The following is a 17,789-nucleotide window of genomic DNA, read 5'->3' as shown; positions in this document are numbered from 1 at the left end:
AAATGGCTCAAAAACCTTATATTTTAAGTCTCGATATTGGTACGGGAAGTGTCGGTTATGCGTGTATGGATAAAGAATTTAACATTTTAAAGTACTATGACAAAGATGCGATAGGTGTATACTTATTTGACGGTGCACTAACAGCTCAAGAACGTAGACAGTTTCGAACGGCAAGAAGAAGAAATAATCGTCGTATTAAACGATTAGGTCTTTTACAAGAGATTTTGGCGCCTTTAGTTCAAAATCCAAACTTTTATCAATTTCAAAGACAGTTCACTTGGAAAAATGATAACATGGATTTTAAAAACAAAAGTCTTTCTGAGGTTTTAAGCTTCTTACGCTATGCTCCTAAAAAGTATCCAACGATTTATCATTTACAAGAAGCACTCTTATTAAAAGATGAAAAATTCGAGCCTGAACTTATCTATATAGCGTTATACCATTTAGTGAAATATAGAGGCCACTTTCTTTTCAATTATTTAAATATCGAAAACTTATCTAACAATGACAATATGGAGGATTTTGTAGAACTGATTGAGGTATATGAAAAGCTCAATAACATTTCATTGAACCTTGATTATGAGAAGAAAAAGGAAATCTTTGATATTTTGCAAGATAACGAAATGACTAAAAACGATCGGGAAAAAGCTGTTGTTAAAATTGAGAAAGAACTTAAACAATTTTCAAAAATGCTGTTAGGTCTTAAATTTAATGAAGGTGACCTATTTAATCATGCTGACAATGCAGAGGAGTTAAAAGAAGCGAAACAATCGCATTCTTTTGCTGATAATTATGAGGAGAACTTAACGTCATTTTTAACGGTAGAGCAATTGGAATTGATTGAGCGTGCTAACAAAATTTATTTGTCGTTTACGCTTCAAGATATATTAAATGGGAATAAGTCAATGGCCATATCAAAAGTAGCAGCTTACGATAAATTTAAAAATGAATTAAAACAAGTGAAAGACATTGTATATAAGGCGGATCCAACGAAAGTACAATTTAAAAAGATTTTCGTTTCGAGTAAGGAAAGTTTAAAACAATATGAAGCGATTCCGAATGACGAAAATTTCAGTGCGCTCTGTTTATTCGATCAATATGTAATTCGACCTAAAAAGCAATATTCATCATTTATCAAGGAACTCAAAAAAATCATCCCTCAAGATAGTGAATTATATTTTGAAGCGGAAAATGACACGTTGTTAAAAGTTTTAAATACAACAGATAATGCAAGTATCCCGATGCAAATCAGTTTGTATGAAGCTGAAACTATTTTGAGAAACCAACAAAAGTATCATGCTGAAATCACTGATGAAATAATTGAAAAAGTTTTAAGCCTCATTCAATTTAGAATCCCTTATTATGTCGGGCCACTTGTTAACGACCAAGCAACAGCAAAATTTGGTTGGATGGAAAGAAAATCCAATGAACCCATTAAACCATGGAACTTTGATGAAGTTGTGGATCGTTCGAAAAGTGCCACTCAATTCATTAGACGGATGACGAATAAATGTACATATTTGATGAATGAAGATGTGTTGCCGAAAAATAGTTTGTTGTATCAAGAAATGGAATTATTGAATGAATTGAATGCGATTCAGGTAAGATTTCAAACAGATCCAAAAAATCGTAAATACAGATTGATACCTCAAATTAAATTATTTGCAGTAGAACACATCTTTAAGAAGTATAAAACAGTGAGTCATAGCAAATTTTTAGAAATCATGTTGAATTCGAATCATCGCGAAAATTTTATGAATCACGGCGAAAGGCTGTCTATTTTTGGAACGCAAGATGATAAAAAGTTTGTATCGAAATTATCTTCCTATCAAGACATGACTAAAATTTTTGGAAATATTGATGATAAAAGAGCACAAATTGAAGAAATCATTCAATGGATTACTATTTTTGAAGATAAAAAGATATTAGTCCAAAAATTGAAAGAGAACTATCCAGAGTTAACGTCACAACAAATCAATCAATTGAAAAAGTTGAATTACTCGGGTTGGGGAAGATTGAGTGAAAAACTATTAACGCACTCGCATCAGGGCCACTCTATAATTGAATTGTTGAGACATTCTGATGAAAACTTTATGGAAATATTAACAAATGATGATTATGGCTTTCAGAATTTTATAAAAGAAGAGAATCAAGTGCAATCAAACACAATTCAATACCAAGATATCGCAAATTTAGCAACCTCTCCAGCATTGAAAAAGGGCATCTGGTCAACGATAAAACTGGTGAGAGAATTGACTTCAATATTTGGTGAACCAGAAAAGATTATTATGGAATTTGCGACTGAAGATCAACAGAAAGGTAAAAAACAGAAAAGTCGAAAACAATTATGGGATGACAATGTTAAGAAAAACAAATTAAAATCAGTGGATGAATACAAATACATCATTGACGTCGCTAATAAATTGAATAATGAACAGTTACAACAAGAAAAGTTATGGTTGTACTTATCTCAAAATGGTAAGTGTATGTATTCAGGGAAAAGTATAGATTTAGATACACTATTATCTTCAAATGCGACAAAATATTACGAAGTGGACCATATTATTCCACGAAGCTTTATTAAAGATGATTCAATCGATAATAAAGTGTTAGTTATTAAAGCTATGAACCAAACGAAAGGGGATCAAGTCCCGTTACAATTTATTCATCACCCCTATGAAAGAATCGCTTACTGGAAAAGTTTAAATAAAGCGGGATTAATTAGTGACAGTAAATTGCATAAATTAATGAAACCGGAATTTAATGCAATGGACAAGGAGGGATTTATCCAACGTCAGCTCGTCGAAACGCGGCAGATTTCGGTACATGTGAGAGATTTCCTTAAAGAAGAATATCCGGATGCAAAAGTGATTCCAATGAAGGCGAAAATGGTGACTGAATTTAGAAAGAAATTTGATATTCCTAAAATACGTCAAATGAACGATGCACATCACGCGATTGATGCCTATTTGAATGGTGTCGTATATCACGGAGCGCAACTTGCTTATCCTAATGTAGATTTATTTGATTTCAATTTTAAATGGGAGAAAGTAAGAGAGAAATGGAAAGCTTTAGGTGAGTTCAACACGAAGCAAAAGACGAGAGAACTATTCTTTTTCAAAAAACTCGAAAAAATGGAAGTGAGCCAAGGTGAACGGCTTATTTCAAAAATCAAGTTAGATATGAATCATTTTAAAATCAATTACTCTAAAAAGTTAGCAAATATACCACAACAATTTTATAAACAAACAGCACTATCGCCAAAAACAGCAGAACTAAAGTATGAATCTGATAAAAGTACAGATGCAGTTTATTCGAGTCTCACTACTTATCAAACATTTGTCGTCGCAATCAAAACAGCGACTAAAAAAGGAAAAGTGAAAATGCAATATCAAATGATTGATCATTATGTGTTTGATTTTTATAAATTTAAAAATGGTAATGAGAAAGAGCTAGCATTATACTTAGCGCGACGTGAGAATAAAGAGGAGGTATTAGATGCCCATATCGTTTATTCACTTAATAAAGGTGACTTGTTATACATTAATAATCATCCATGCTATTTTGTTTCGAGCAATGAAGTAATTAATGCAAAACAATTCGAGTTAACTGTTGAGAAACAACTTTCTTTATACAATGCGTTGAACAATAAAGAAACAAGTGTTGAAGAGTTAGTAAATGTATATGATGATATAGCTGAAAAAGTGACGAACGAATATCGCCATTATTTAAACAGTGCGTTAAAAGAGGAAAGAGTTAAAACACTTTTCTCTCAATCAAATCAAAGTCATGAAGATTTTGTAAAAGCATTAGACGAATTATTTAAAGTCGTTAAAGCATCAGCAGTAAGATCAGAAAAGATAGGAAGTCGAAAAAACAGTATGAGTAATCGTGCATTTTTAGGAAAAGGGAGAGATGTTAAAATCGCATATACATCAATTTCAGGTTTGAAAACAACGAAACCTAAGTCATTGTTTAAATTAGCGGAGTCTAGAAATGAGCTTTAGAACAGTAATCATAACGAAAGAATCGAAATTGTCACTTAGAATGAATCAATTAATTGTTAAAGGTGAAAATTTAAGTCGTATTCCTTTAAATGAAATCCTGTGTCTAGTCATTGAACACCCTAACGTTTCAATGACTGGACATCTCATGAATGCATTAAGTGATCAGAAGATTGTAACGATTTTATGTAATACGAAACATTTGCCGAATACAGTTTTACTCCCCCTATACGGTCATCATAGACAAGTGAGACTCATCCAAAATCAAATCAGCTGGAAAAGTGAAAGAAAAGCAGAACTTTGGCAGCTATTAGTCAAATACAAAATTTTAAATCAAAAGCAAGTTGTTCAAGAATTTTTTAAAGAAAGTAGTACAGACTTATTTGACGCGTTTGTGAATAGTGTAGAGTTAGATGATAGTACCAATCGTGAAGGACATGCGGCAAAAGTTTATTTTAACATCATACTAGACCATGGGCATGCACGGGGTGATGACACTGCTCAAAATGCTGCTATGGATTATGGTTATCAAGTATTATTAGCGATTGTAGCAAGAACGATTGTAAGTAAGGGCTATCTTACTGAATTGGGCATCAAACACCGTAATGAATTCAATATTTATAATTTAGCGTCTGACTTTATGGAGATTTTCAGACCACTCATAGATTATTTGGTTTTAAAAAATGTAGAGCAACAATTTGAAACAGACCAAAAAAGAGCAATACTGAATATTTTAAATAGAAGGTTAATAGTTGATAATAAAAGATATTTTTTTCTAAATGCTGTAGAAATCTATGTAGACAGTTTATTTAAATATTTGTCAAGTGGAGATATAGAAGTTATAAAAATACCAACTTGGACATATTAATTTAACATGGATTTTAAAAAAGAAAAATTGATTAATAAGGGGATATATGTTGAGGTGAGATATTTGAGATTAATTTTAATGTTCGACTTACCAGTAGAGACATCGAGTGAAAGACGTGCATATCGGCAATTTGTTAAATTTCTAACGAATGAAGGGTATGTGAGACTCCAATTCTCTATATATTGTAAGTTAATTTTTAACAGTTCTACATTAAATCATCAAATCACAAAATTAAAAAGTGTGGTACCTTCAAATGGAATAGTCCAGGCGTTGGTTGTAACAGAAAATCAGTTTTCAAATATGAAGTATCTAGTTGGAACCCCTCCAAAAGGCCAAATAGGCTTAAGTTCTGAAAGAGTGATTGAATTATGAAAATTGCGAGTCATGTCACAGAGGTTCTCGAAATTAAAGAAGAAAGTGTAAATATTATAACTTTTGAAGATACTGCTCTGTGTGGAACTTTTATACAAGATTTTATGGACTATATGACGAATAAACCTGTCGTAGAAAATCAATTTGCACATTTTATATCAGACGATTATGAGACGATTAGCCCGAAAAACTTTCATCCGATTATTTTGAATTGTGGAGATAGAAATCTATTAGGGCAAAAATTGATAGAAGAAAAAGTGTATCAAATTTTTGAAGAACAAATTATTAATTATGAAAAAGCAAATCACTCATTTTTAAAGTTTGAACAAAGTCTAATTGATTTAAAAAATACGCTAGGTATATACGATGATGACTATCAAATAGAATTGCAACCATCGATTTTTAAGTTGAGAAGATTGCTAAAATTGTTTGGATTAGATTTTCATAACGAGCTTGAGGATTTAAGTGAAATAAATAAAAGAAAAGCATTCATTGATCTACTCATTCACTCAACAAAAGAAAACATTTTGATTGTATTATTTCCGGAGTCTCACCTCGGTATTCGCGATATAGAAGTATTTATGCAACTTTTAAAGAAGTATCATTTCACAACGATTGTTTTCACCAATCATCCTTCTATCATCATTAACGAAGAAAACATATTTCTTTGTAAAAGTAATAAAGAGTGTCATGACATTGAAAAAATAAAAGAAGAATTATCGTTATTTATTCCAGATGAAATGGTGAGTTATCAATTGACTCACATGATCGCATACCACGAATTTGTAGGTGAAAACCTTTCTGAGTTTAAACGGTATTTTAAGTTTATAAATCATTACAATTAAGTTATACTAAACTTAATATCATATGATAGAGAAAAGTTAATACAACGATGAACGATTAAGTAATGACTATGTGACTTTATTCGTGATGATGTGGGTTAACTTTATCAATCGAGTTTAATGTTTGACTTCTTTTGATAGTGCTAAGCCTCAATTTTGAAAAAGTATTGAGTTGGTGCCTTTAGATTTGAGGTTTTAGCACTATGTTTATTTAGAAAGAAGTAAAACTGAAGAAATAGCACACTATAAGTACACTTAGTTTTAGCACTATGTTTATTTAGAAAGAAGTAAAACATAAAGCATAAAGAAGTTGCAGAGGCTATGTTTTAGCACTATGTTTATTTAGAAAGAAGTAAAACAAGCCGGCATCTGTGTCGTGGTTACGTTGGTTTTAGCACTATGTTTATTTAGAAAGAAGTAAAACCGAATCTGTGCTTTCTGCTTTTGGAGCATTGTTTTAGCACTATGTTTATTTAGAAAGAAGTAAAACTGAACGAACGCTATCGAAGTATTGATAAGAGTTTTAGCACTATGTTTATTTAGAAAGAAGTAAAACCGAATCTGTGCTTTCTGCTTTTGGAGCATTGTTTTAGCACTATGTTTATTTAGAAAGAAGTAAAACTGGCTAGCTCATCTTTAATATCTTCAACCGTGTTTTAGCACTATGTTTATTTAGAAAGAAGTAAAACTATTTATGCGATTTTAGGTATTAGAATGTGTTTTAGCACTATGTTTATTTAGAAAGAAGTAAAACAGGGGGCTTCTCGCTATAAATAGATTTTCTGTTTTAGCACTATGTTTATTTAGTAAAGAAGTAAAACGATAAAGCGCAATTTCAACCTAGTTATCTGTTTAACACTTATATTGATTTAAAATGATGGTATACCATGCTGAATTTTTTAATCAAATCAATACAAACCTATGCGAGCCACACCTACACCCCTCACTATGCCTTCAACTCAAACTGAAGGGATGTGAGGATTTTTTCTTACTCATACAAAATGCCACCCAACGCCTCCTGTTTCTCCTCCATGTTATAATAACCACAAATGTTCATAAAAACACAAAGAAAGTAGGGGAAATCTATGGAAGCAATTATTGCACGACAACCGTTCCAATTAGCAGAAGGTCAAAAGTTTGAAAAAGTATCGCGTGAGCTCCCAACACCAGAGGCGCATGATATTTTAGTCAAAGTGCATGCGACTGGGGTGAATCCGGTTGATACGAAAATGCGTCAGGCACTGTTAAATGCTGATGCGCGTGTACTGGGTTTTGATGCGGCAGGTGTGGTTGAAGTGGTCGGTGATGCGGTTACGGATTTCAAACCGGGTGACCGTGTATATTATTCAGGATCGAATCAACGAGATGGCTCCAATCAGACATATCAGCTCGTGAATGAAAATTATTTGGCGCTTATGCCAGAAACATTGTCATTTGCTGAGGCGGCGGCGTTACCTTTAACAGCGATTACGGCTTACGAAACATTGTTCGATGTATTCAATATTTCTCCAAAACCTCAAGAGAATCAAGGAAAAACGTTATTCATCATTAACGGTGCGGGTGGTGTTGGAAGTATCGTCACACAAATTGCGAAAGCGTATGGTCTGACTGTCATCACTACAGCATCTCGTCCTGAAACGAGAGCTTGGTCTGAAAAAATGGGTGCTGATATTGTATTGAATCATCAAGAAGACTTGGCTAAACAGTTTGATGACCAAAACTTGTCGTGTCCCAATTACATTTTCTGTACATATGATACAGACTACTATTATGATGTGATGATCGATTTAGTTCAGCCAAGAGGTCATATTGCGACGATTGTAGCGTTTAATCAGGATCAAGATTTGAATGCTTTGAAACAGAAAAGCATTACGTTTACGCATGAGTTTATGTTTGCGCGTGCGATTCATGGTGTAGATGAATGGATGTACCGCAAATATTTAGAAGATGTGACTACAAAAGTCGATTCAGGTCAATATCAAACGACATTAAATTCAGTTTTGTCAGGTTTAACGCCTGAGAATGTATTTAAAGCGCATGAAATGATGGAAGCCCAATCACATATTGGCAAACTTGTCATTGAAATTGTTGAATAAATTGAACAAAAGAGGGAATATGACTCTTAACTAACGATTAAGGGGAAGTTAAAGTCATGAAACAAACAGAGAAAAAGAAACATGTGAGTGTCGTCTTTTGGATTTCATTACTGTTATGTAGTTTATTCGTCCTAGTTGGCGCGATTTTTCCGAAACAGATGGAACAAACGACGCAATCTATCACCACTTGGATTGGCCAAAATTTTAGCTGGTATTATTTATTATTGTTATTGGCCATTTTCTTGGTATGCATTTATTTACTCTTCTCAAGATACAGTCAGATTACATTAGGTGAAGAAGGGGAAGAGCCTGAGTTTTCATTAAAATCATGGTTTGCGATGTTGTTTAGTGCAGGGATGGGGATAGGTCTGGTCTTTTGGACGACAGCTGAACCGATTTCACATGCCTACACTGCAACACCAATTCATCAAGCGGGAACGCAAGCGGCTATTGATGACAGTTTACAATTCGCCTTTTTCCATTGGGGTATTCATGCATGGGCGGTCTACGCGATTGTTGCATTAGCGTTTGCGTATTTCAACTTTCATAAAGGTTATCCTGGATTAGTGAGTGCGACGTTAACACCACTGTTCGGTGAAAAACGGATGCAAGGACTGCTCGGCAAATTGTTAGACATACTTGCGATTATTGCAACGGTGACAGGTGTATCGGCGACATTAGGTTTCGGAGCACTTCAAATTAGTGAGGGCTTAAATTTCTTATTTAACATTCCGGCCAATTTCACGACACAAATTTTGATTATCATTATTGCGACGGCATTATTTATTTGGTCCACATGGTCTGGACTAAGCAAAGGGATTAAAATGTTAAGTAATATTAACATGATACTTGCTTTTGTAGTCCTCGTGGTTGTATTTATCATTGGACCGACGCTTTACATATTGAACATGTTTACGAATAGTTTAGGTAATTACATTGCACACTTTTTCGACATGAGTTTACGTTTAACGATTAATAACCCTGAAAAGACGCAATGGATTCAAAACTGGACGGTCTTTTATTGGGCATGGTGGATTTCATGGGCGCCATTTGTAGGTATTTTCATCGCGCGTGTTTCAAGAGGACGGACGATTAAAGAATTTATTGTAGGCGTGTTATTCGTACCATCATTCGTCTGCTTTATTTTCTTCGCAGTATTTGGTGCATCAGCCATTTATTTACAAGATAATGGTATTGCGAATAACGCAGGTGAAGCGATCGAGACAGCAACCTTTGCGACGCTGGAACATTTCCCATTTGGCTTCGTAATGAGTATTGTCACATTAGTTGTCGTGATGATTTTCTTTGTGACATCAGCAGATTCAGCGACATATGTGCTCGGCATGCTCAGTACAAATGGTGACAATTATCCAGGCAGTTGGGTGAAAGTCAGTTGGGGCATCATGCTCGCACTTTTCGCACTCATTATGTTACTGACAGGAGGAACGCAAGCCATCCAAAACTTATTAATTATTGCGGCACTCCCATTTTCCTTTGTGATTATCTTTATGGTTTGGTCACTATTCAAAGCACTTGCTGCAGAACGACCACGATTAAGTAAAAGAAAATAACTTTTAAACATGAAGAAGTGAAATTGTTGAGATACAGTTTCGCTTCTTTTTCAATGTTGTCTGATTGTAAAAGGTGGATTGCAAATGATTGACTGTGATTCAATACTGTCAGTATCTTTTTCAACGTTTCTTTTAAGCAAAAAATTGTAAACATAATTATGCAGAAATAATTTAGATACAAAAGCACAAATATTTTTTAAAATATGACTAAATTTTAGTTTTTATTACAAAATTAAGGGTAAACAGAAGATGTAACAAATTGAATAGGAGGTGGCATTCGTAATGACACGGATCAAAAATTTTATTCTTGGCCTATTGATTGTCATAATTGTAGGTTTTCTACTGTTTATGTATATCGATTATAAACCGATCAAAAGTTACCAAGACTATTTTTACCAGTTTAACTGGTTTTATCCATTACTGATAGGATTAGCAGCATTTTTAGTTTTAATCGGTTTAATTCTTTTCTTTAGAGCATTTAAGCCTACATATCGTAAACCGGGATTGTATAAGGACTACAAAGATGGTCATATTTACATTTCTCGCAAATCAATTGAAAATACTGTTTACGATACTATTGCGAAATATGATGCCATTCGTCAACCTAATGTCGTATCAAAACTATACAATAAGAAAAATAATAGTTTTATTGATATCACAACGGATTTTCTGGTGCCATCAGAAGCGACGAATGTCCAATCGTTAGTAGAGCAATTACGTGTGGATATTAAAGAAAATGTTGAACGCTTTTCTGAATTACATGTTAAAACTGTAAAAGTCAATGTGCGTGACCAAAAACGAGACAATGGTCCACGTGTGGTGTAAAGGAGGGGTCCTATGTCTAATGAAAATCGAAATGGTCAAAGTGAGCGAGATTCAGTAGAGCAATTTGCGAAGATATTACAAAACTACAAATGGCGTATCATTGGGTTTTTCTTCTTCCTCATTATTGCCATCTTATTTTTAACACTTGGCTTTTGGAAAACAATTTTAATTATCGTGTTATGTTTAATCGGTATTGGTGTAGGGTATATAAAAGATCGTACGCAAGATTTCTTGAATTTACTTAATCGGTTAAGTTGATTCAATAATCCTGAAAAAAGAAAATAAAAATAAACAATAAAGGAGTTTTTAATTATGGCTGTAGAAAATAACAAAGCAAAAGAAAATTACAATAAAGAAACTGGTGTAAATGAAAGAGAAAGACAACAATCACAAGAAAATCAAGGGCCACAATTTTCTAATAGTTTAACATTCTCTGATGAAGTCGTTGAAAAAATCGCTGGTATTGCTGCACGTGAAGTTCGCGGAATCTTAGATATGAAAGGCGGATTTGTCGATAGCATTAGTGGTTCATTCAATGGTGGCAACAATGTGACACAAGGTGTATCTGCAGAAGTCGGCGAAAAACAAGCAGCCATCGACTTAAAAGTAATTTTAGAATATGGTGAATCAGCACCTAAAATTTTCCGTAAAGTAACTGAATTAATCAAAGAACAAGTCAAACATATTACAGGTTTAGATGTTGTTGAAGTAAATATGCAAGTTGATGACGTGATGACACGTAAAGAATGGCAACAAAAAAATGAAAAAAATAGAGACCAAAACGAAAATAAAGGTTTACAATAATAATTAAAAATGGAGGTGTACGCTGTAATATAGCGTATGCCTCCATTTTTTAGGTTCAGTATGCTTATAACGACGTTTTCCTGCAAGTTGGCAAAGCGAATCCATGCTAGCAATCAAGACCAATCATGTGTTTTTCTATCAAATCTAGGCAACGCGTTTTTTCTTCAACATCAAGATAATGATAAAGCCGATGAAGCCCATACCGGCAGCAAAATAAATCGTCGCATGTAAATCAATATGTGACACGATTAAACCACCGAGCAAGGCACCAAAACCGATACCCGCATTTAACGCGGACATGTTCCAACTCATCACTTGACTGTTATCGCCTTCTACTTGATCAATGAGCCCGGATTGTACCGCTGGATTGGTACTCCACTGAATGATATGCCAAATGAATAAAGCAATCAGTAAAATTGTGGATGCTGTCCAAAGTTGATTTAAAACGAGCATGACAATGACAAAGGCACCACCACTCACTAACAACCATGTTTTAAATGACAGTTTATCCGTAAAGAAACCACCCATAGATGTCCCAAGCATACCCGCGATACCGATAATCAGTAGGGCGAGGGAGACAAATTGGATGTTATGTCCGCCAGATAAAATAAGTGGATTAATGTATATATAAGCCACTGAATTCGCTGTTAATAATATAAAAGTAATCGATAGGAGTTTCGTCACTTCTCCCTTGTCTAAAATTCGGCTGGTGCGATTACGCGTTGTCTGTGGGGATGATTTCACTTCTTTTGGCAAGTAAACCGTGAGCAGTACGCCTGCAATCAATCCAACTAAGATAATCAGCCCAAATGTAAAACGCCATCCTGCCCAATCGCCAATTAATGTACCAATAGGAACGCCGAATACGTTGGATGCGCTAAATCCTGTATACACAATGCCTAACATTTTACCACGGTTTTCAGGTCGCGCTAATACGACAGTTGTGGAAAGTATTTTAACTACGATCAATGCAGCAGCAGCTGACGAAATGATACGACCGATAATTAAAATCGTAAAGTTAGGGGATAGTGCGATCATCAGATTTCCTATCACGAAAAAGGCAATCGCTGACAGTAACACACTTTTAGGTGAATATTTTTCGGTAAGTTTCACTAAAATAGGACCTGTTAAAGCAAAAGTAAAAGCATAAATTGTCACGAGTTGACCAATCCATGCTTCTGATATATTTAAATCTGTGCTCATCAGATTCATAATGCCAGCGACAACCATTTCAACCATTCCTACGATAAAAATACTTAACATAAACGTTAAGGTACGCATGATTGTCATAGTCATTCTCCTCAAATGTAATTTTTGTCTATAAGCTATTTTAATACAATTACATAGGATAAGAAATGCTTTTGACTCAATCTTTGAAAGAAACATGCCTACCTCATTTTTTAAATTATTAATTTTGAAAGAGGATTGTCAACTTTAACGTACGTATATTCATGTGCTTTATCTAGTAAACGCATCGTTGTCACACATTTATAATCAATCGTTTCATTAAAGAATATGTCTTGCATATGAGCTAAACGTTGTGGATCAATGTCAGCCGCTTCAAGCTTTGCAAAACATTGTTCGATTTGTTGACGAACGATAGACCATAACGTGTTTTCAAGTGCAGCATCATTATAAAAACGTGCGAGTGCTGCGACGAGTTCACCGAGATGATTTTGAATTGTTGAGTAAAAGGCTTTGTTGAATACAGACGTTTGACTCTTCGTTAAAATACGTGATTTTTCATGGAAATGTGCCGTATCATAACCCATTTGTGCTAATTGTTCTGCATCGATGCGTAAGCCTTCAAAGTCACGGATGAGCATATGTGAAAAGGCACCAGTACTTGGTTCAAATATAGCGATAGTGTTTTGTAAATGGGCTTCTAATGCGATACCGTATTTAACTAATAGTGGCACGACGTAATCAATGAGTGAAGCGGCATATGCTTTAAACCACTGTGCACGTGTGTCGATGTCTGTTGTATCTTTACTTGATTGGCCAAAACGTTCAACCAATTCGACAATGAGTGGACGCGTTGTTTCTGGATGTGTGACGACAAGACTTGATGGGATGAGTGGCAGGCTATCACTGTCGATCATGTCATAAATATTTTGTCTAAATAGCGTCCCTAATTGTTCACTGCGTTGTTCTTGTTCATCTGGTTGACTGTCTTTCGATAGATAAAAGTGCGCACCGGCAATTTCAGGTACTGGAGAAGTTGGGACGTTGTTGAAAAGTGTATCTTGTGCTGAAATGGCGGTCAAAATGTTGGTCATTAAAGGCCCGTTATGTGTCGTCTGTTCTGACAGAGTTCGGATTTCGCCTGTAATATGCACGTTAGTTGAAAGTTTAATATGTGGTGAAACGTCAGGCTTTTTAGGCATTAATGTGCGGAATGACAATCCTGCATAATATGATTTTGTATAATCTAACGGGATGATTGCTTTTGTATCAAGTTCGTGTTGGTATTCTGTGCGAATAATATGTTCATATTGCCAAGGGTGAACGATTAAAGGCATATAATCTTCTAACTTGGCATGCGTACCTATCGCTTGTTGTGCAACTGACTTCAACCCGTCAAATGCATGATAGACTACTTCTGCATATGTGCCTTGTTGTACCATTGTACGTGCGACATCACGATGAAGGAGTATGAACTGCATCGGCATCGTATGTTGATATTCTGATGAGTAATCAATTGTTTCTTGTGCTGACATGCCTTTACGCAATTTTGCACCTGGATGTAACGGATGTCCTTCGACAACGAGTTGCTCAGAAGTTAAGTAAGGATCATCTTGTGCTTCTATATAATCAAGTAATGATGACGCGTCTTTTAATGGATGTAGTGCTTGGTAACTCAGCGCCAGCGTCATATGTGCGGCACTATTCTCCATATCATCACGAAATTGTTCTGCGGCTGCTCCTTGATATTGTGTGTCTTCATTAATGATGACATCGAGTACTTCGTTAGGATGCAATACGCGACGGTCCTCTCCATCTGGTGTTCTCCAATAAAACGGTCCTGTCACATCAACGCGGTTAAATGCGTGATGACCGATGACACGGGCATATAACGTGAGCGGGCCATATGTAAAGTGAATCATTAATAGTTCGCCGGATGAAATTGCAGAATGCTCTAACTGCTCTGCTTGAACAAACGTGCTATTGGTATAACTTCCGACCAAGTTTTCACGATACAGTGATGCCACAAGTCGTGCAGTGATTTTGTCACGACCTACTAAAATATGTCGTTTAAATTGTGTAGCCCAGTTCGAATCAAATTGGAGAACTGTTTGATAATTTTCCATTTCATCTTTTGTAAAGTCTTTCTCTATCATACTCAGATGATTTTGTTCCGTTTTCATGACGACACCTCATTCATTTTATTTTACAAATACGAAAAGGATTCGTATAATCCATAATATCGGAAATGAGAATCATTATCAATTAAAGAAGGTGAATATTTTGGCAAAATGGTTTTTTCCGAGTACCTTTTTACTATTTTTAGGGAATTGGATTGGTCAAATTGCACTCAACTGGTATGCTTATCAACTCAATGAAAACCCAATGGACCTTGCACTCATCAACTTCTTTAGACTTGCACCGATTTTCATTTTAAGTTTATGGGCAGGCAGTTTTGCTGATCGTTACCGTCGTTCAACATTGATTAAAATGACAGTGACGAGTTCGATGGTCATTACAGGTACTTTAACGGTATGTGTATTGTTCATGAATGAAATACCCATGCTTTATTTATACATATACGCCTGTTTGCGCGGCTGTATGAGTGCCGTTGAAACACCGGTAAGACAAGCTGTACTACCTGACATCTCCGAAAGACTTACTGTTTCTAAAGCTGTTTCATATCATTCCTTTTTATTAAATGTTTGTCGTTCAATCGGACCTGCTGTGGCGGGCTTTATCATTGCAGCATATGATGTGCCAATTGCATTTGTAGTACAAACGATTTGTTATGCACTTGCACTCGTTTCAAGTATTCCGTTAAAACTTGCAGTCGTCAAACCAGTCAAAAACAAGCAATTCTCATTAGCTGTCGTGATGCAATATTTTAAACTGCATTTGCAAGGGAGAAGAATTTTTATGACGTCACTTCTCATTATGGCGATGGGTTATTCTTATACCACAATGTTACCGATTTTAACAGACGAGGTATATCCTAATAGTGCATCGGTATTTGGTACAGCGATGACAGTGAGTGCGATAGGTGGCGTTTTGGCGACGCTCACGATTCCTTATGTATTACAAAAATTTTCAACTGACAATTGCTATTACCTTAGTTCAATATTGTTTGGTATTGCATTACTTTTATTATACCCACTTGGCGAAATTGGCTTATTTTTAATGATTTTTTTCGTCGGGCTCTTTGGTCAGTTTGCACGGACGACGAATCGTATCTATTTTCAAAACGATGTCGAACAAGAGAGCAGAGGTAAGATTTTAAGCGTCATTATGATGGATAGAGGGATGATTCCATTTGGAGCGATGTTGCTCAGTTATTTTACAGAGTTGATTGGTATCACGACGACCTTTTTAGTCATGGGTGGCGCGACGACCATCATTGCAATTTTAGGCTTTTTGACAAATTTTAAGATGAATGGAGGCAAGACAGTTCATGACACTCAACCATAAACTGAATGCAGATCAAAATATTCAATATCGGATGCTCATCGCATGTATGAAAGAACAATTATTTCCTGAAAAGACACAACTTCAATACAAACAAAAACAAGTCGTTATTCAATATCATCAACATGTGTTAACAGTTCAATATGAGACGATTAGTACGTTATATCAACTCGAATTGAGCGGTCCTATTGTTTATCGTGTTGGCACAGAGGACGTCACGATTGAAACAGTAGAACAATTGATAGAGGTTTTAGGCGCACATTTTGGAATAACATTTCATAATCAATTGGTTGAAGAGTTACTACATAGTCGTCTCGGTCTTGAACTGAGCTATCAACAACTGCGTCAACGAGAACGCGTGATGCGACATTCGTTGAAATTTTCGCGCATGCCAGATACGCTCAACTTTATCGCATGGTTAAATCATATGAATGGTGATGAATTATTTTCAGTGCTTGGCTACACGGAAGGAATGGTGTGGGAAGGGCATCCGTCACATCCATTAACGAAGACGAAATTACCACTCAATACGAATGAAATTCAACAATATGCGCCAGAATTTATGAAAATCATTCCATTAAAAATTGTACTCGTACGTAAAGATTTATTAAAAAGTACGACGATGACTGGCGAAGAGGATTTTGTATTGAGAAAGATGTTCCCAGATAAGAAAAGTCAATTAAGACAGTGGATGCAAATGTATGAAGGGACGTTGGATGATTATCGAATCATGCTCGTTCATCCATGGCAATATACAAACGTGATTACAGCGCGGTTTAAAATAATGATAGCGCAACATGACGTCATTCCAACCCCATTTACAGTAGATTCGAAAGCGACTTTATCATTTAGAACGATGCGCTTACTGCAATATCCATATCATGTGAAATTGCCTGTAAACGTTCAAGCGACGAGTGCCGTGCGTACCGTTTCGACTGTGACGACGGTAGATGGTCCTAAACTCAGTTATCAATTACAAGACATGTTAGACATTTATCCGACCCTGTCTGTTGCGAGTGAACCGTATGGTGCACATATTGATGTGGAAGCGGATTTGGCACGTCAATTTGCGATGATTGTCCGTCATTCGCCTGAAGTTGAAGTGCATAGACATGAAGATACGCAACTTGTGACGGCTGTCCTGACGCAAGTGAACCCTGTAGATGGCCAAGTAGTCGTCGATAGTTTGATTGAGTATCTTTACGGGGAAATCAATACGCAAACGATACAACAGTTCATGCGTCAATACATGGAAGCACTCATTCCGCCACTCATTGCGTATATTCAACAATACGGAATCGCGTTAGAAGCGCATCAACAAAATACGATTCTGCAAATTGATAAAGAAAATGAGACCCTGTCGTTTATTGTACGTGATTTAGGTGGTTCACGTATTTATCCTGAAACATTAAAACAAACCGTCCCTGATTTTGAAATTACGAACGACAGTTTAGTGAGTGATGAGATTGAAGCCGTCATTGCGAAGTTTCAACATGCAGTTATTCAAAATCAGCTCGGTACATTGATTCATCATTTCCATCATGTGCATCAAATTGACGAAATGACATTGTATGCTATCGCAGCAGATGAAATCGAGGCAGCCATTGATCCGACACGTGCACATGCAGCTGCGTTGAAGCGTATTTTATTTGGTGACAAGATGACCGTAAAAGCTTTACTTAATATGAGAATGAAACAAAAAGTAAAACAATACGTGCAAATAGACATAAAAAATCCTTTAGAAAGAGAGCTGTAGT

General features: G+C 35.6%; 13 protein-coding genes and 1 CRISPR repeat array. Of the genes, 11 read left to right on the top strand and 2 right to left on the bottom strand.

Annotation, left to right across the window (positions count from 1 at the left end):
• Window positions 1-2: 2 nt before the first annotated feature.
• From cas9 to GZH82_RS09715, 9 genes are all read left to right on the top strand, one after another.
• Complete coding sequence (cas9, locus tag GZH82_RS09755) at window positions 3-4,007, top strand: type II CRISPR RNA-guided endonuclease Cas9 (protein ID WP_162682328.1); 4,005 nt, start codon at window positions 3-5, stop codon at window positions 4,005-4,007.
• Between the two features lie 40 nt (window positions 4,008-4,047).
• On the top strand, window positions 4,048-4,872 hold the full coding sequence (gene cas1, locus GZH82_RS09750; RefSeq protein WP_238989554.1) for a type II CRISPR-associated endonuclease Cas1: 825 nt from the start codon (window positions 4,048-4,050) through the stop codon (window positions 4,870-4,872).
• Window positions 4,873-4,878: 6 nt separating this feature from the next.
• Window positions 4,879-5,244, top strand: a complete 366-nt coding sequence (gene cas2, locus GZH82_RS09745; RefSeq protein ID WP_343236259.1) for a CRISPR-associated endonuclease Cas2 — start codon at window positions 4,879-4,881, stop codon at window positions 5,242-5,244.
• The gene (locus GZH82_RS09740) at window positions 5,241-6,089 is read left to right on the top strand and encodes a hypothetical protein (protein ID WP_162682326.1); all 849 of its coding nucleotides are present in this window, start codon (window positions 5,241-5,243) and stop codon (window positions 6,087-6,089) included. Before cas2 ends, GZH82_RS09740 begins: the two co-directional genes overlap by 4 nt.
• A gap of 189 nt (window positions 6,090-6,278) precedes the next feature.
• A CRISPR array of direct repeats spans window positions 6,279-6,906; the repeat unit is 36 nt; unit sequence GTTTTAGCACTATGTTTATTTAGAAAGAAGTAAAAC.
• Window positions 6,907-7,171: 265 nt separating this feature from the next.
• Complete coding sequence (locus GZH82_RS09735; protein ID WP_162682325.1) at window positions 7,172-8,182, top strand: zinc-binding alcohol dehydrogenase family protein; 1,011 nt, start codon at window positions 7,172-7,174, stop codon at window positions 8,180-8,182.
• 56 nt (window positions 8,183-8,238) lie between these two features.
• Entirely contained in the window at window positions 8,239-9,753 is a 1,515-nt protein-coding gene (locus GZH82_RS09730) for a BCCT family transporter (protein WP_162682324.1), read from the top strand.
• Between the two features lie 282 nt (window positions 9,754-10,035).
• Window positions 10,036-10,578, top strand: a complete 543-nt coding sequence (amaP, locus tag GZH82_RS09725; RefSeq protein WP_162682323.1) for an alkaline shock response membrane anchor protein AmaP — start codon at window positions 10,036-10,038, stop codon at window positions 10,576-10,578.
• A 12-nt stretch (window positions 10,579-10,590) separates the two neighbouring features.
• Complete coding sequence (locus tag GZH82_RS09720) at window positions 10,591-10,836, top strand: DUF2273 domain-containing protein (RefSeq protein WP_019165072.1); 246 nt, start codon at window positions 10,591-10,593, stop codon at window positions 10,834-10,836.
• Between the two features lie 54 nt (window positions 10,837-10,890).
• Window positions 10,891-11,382: an Asp23/Gls24 family envelope stress response protein gene (locus tag GZH82_RS09715; protein ID WP_162682322.1), complete on the top strand. Its 492-nt coding sequence runs from the start codon at window positions 10,891-10,893 to the stop codon at window positions 11,380-11,382.
• Between the two features lie 144 nt (window positions 11,383-11,526).
• Here the strand turns inward: GZH82_RS09715 and GZH82_RS09710 are convergent, their stop codons facing one another.
• Both GZH82_RS09710 and GZH82_RS09705 read right to left on the bottom strand, forming a co-directional pair.
• Entirely contained in the window at window positions 11,527-12,672 is a 1,146-nt protein-coding gene (locus GZH82_RS09710) for an MFS transporter (protein ID WP_162682321.1), read from the bottom strand.
• Window positions 12,673-12,782: 110 nt separating this feature from the next.
• Window positions 12,783-14,750, bottom strand: coding sequence for an IucA/IucC family protein (locus tag GZH82_RS09705; protein WP_162682320.1), 1,968 nt, complete (start codon window positions 14,748-14,750; stop codon window positions 12,783-12,785).
• A gap of 100 nt (window positions 14,751-14,850) precedes the next feature.
• Between GZH82_RS09705 and GZH82_RS09700 the strand changes: the two genes are divergently transcribed.
• Entirely contained in the window at window positions 14,851-16,035 is a 1,185-nt protein-coding gene (locus GZH82_RS09700; protein WP_162682319.1) for an MFS transporter, read from the top strand.
• The gene (locus tag GZH82_RS09695) at window positions 16,019-17,788 is read left to right on the top strand and encodes an IucA/IucC family protein (RefSeq protein ID WP_162682318.1); all 1,770 of its coding nucleotides are present in this window, start codon (window positions 16,019-16,021) and stop codon (window positions 17,786-17,788) included. Before GZH82_RS09700 ends, GZH82_RS09695 begins: the two co-directional genes overlap by 17 nt.
• The last annotated feature ends 1 nt before the right edge of the window (window position 17,789 follow it).

The sequence above is a fragment of the Staphylococcus sp. MI 10-1553 genome (assembly GCF_010365305.1).
In the GTDB taxonomy this organism is placed as follows: domain Bacteria; phylum Bacillota; class Bacilli; order Staphylococcales; family Staphylococcaceae; genus Staphylococcus.
This window is presented reverse-complemented; position numbering and strand designations above follow the sequence as displayed.

Excerpts from the sequence above, each read along its gene's own strand:
- GZH82_RS09720 (WP_019165072.1), top strand. The coding sequence starts at position 10,591 with ATGTCTAATGAAAATCGAAATGGTCAAAGTGAGCGAGATTCAGTAGAG.
- GZH82_RS09710 (WP_162682321.1), bottom strand. The coding sequence starts at position 12,672 with ATGACAATCATGCGTACCTTAACGTTTATGTTAAGTATTTTTATCGTA.
- GZH82_RS09730 (WP_162682324.1), top strand. The coding sequence starts at position 8,239 with ATGAAACAAACAGAGAAAAAGAAACATGTGAGTGTCGTCTTTTGGATT.
- cas2 (WP_343236259.1), top strand. The coding sequence starts at position 4,879 with ATGGATTTTAAAAAAGAAAAATTGATTAATAAGGGGATATATGTTGAG.
- amaP (WP_162682323.1), top strand. The coding sequence starts at position 10,036 with ATGACACGGATCAAAAATTTTATTCTTGGCCTATTGATTGTCATAATT.
- GZH82_RS09695 (WP_162682318.1), top strand. The coding sequence starts at position 16,019 with ATGACACTCAACCATAAACTGAATGCAGATCAAAATATTCAATATCGG.
- cas9 (WP_162682328.1), top strand. The coding sequence starts at position 3 with ATGGCTCAAAAACCTTATATTTTAAGTCTCGATATTGGTACGGGAAGT.
- GZH82_RS09705 (WP_162682320.1), bottom strand. The coding sequence starts at position 14,750 with ATGAAAACGGAACAAAATCATCTGAGTATGATAGAGAAAGACTTTACA.
- cas1 (WP_238989554.1), top strand. The coding sequence starts at position 4,048 with ATGAATCAATTAATTGTTAAAGGTGAAAATTTAAGTCGTATTCCTTTA.
- GZH82_RS09735 (WP_162682325.1), top strand. The coding sequence starts at position 7,172 with ATGGAAGCAATTATTGCACGACAACCGTTCCAATTAGCAGAAGGTCAA.
- GZH82_RS09715 (WP_162682322.1), top strand. The coding sequence starts at position 10,891 with ATGGCTGTAGAAAATAACAAAGCAAAAGAAAATTACAATAAAGAAACT.
- GZH82_RS09740 (WP_162682326.1), top strand. The coding sequence starts at position 5,241 with ATGAAAATTGCGAGTCATGTCACAGAGGTTCTCGAAATTAAAGAAGAA.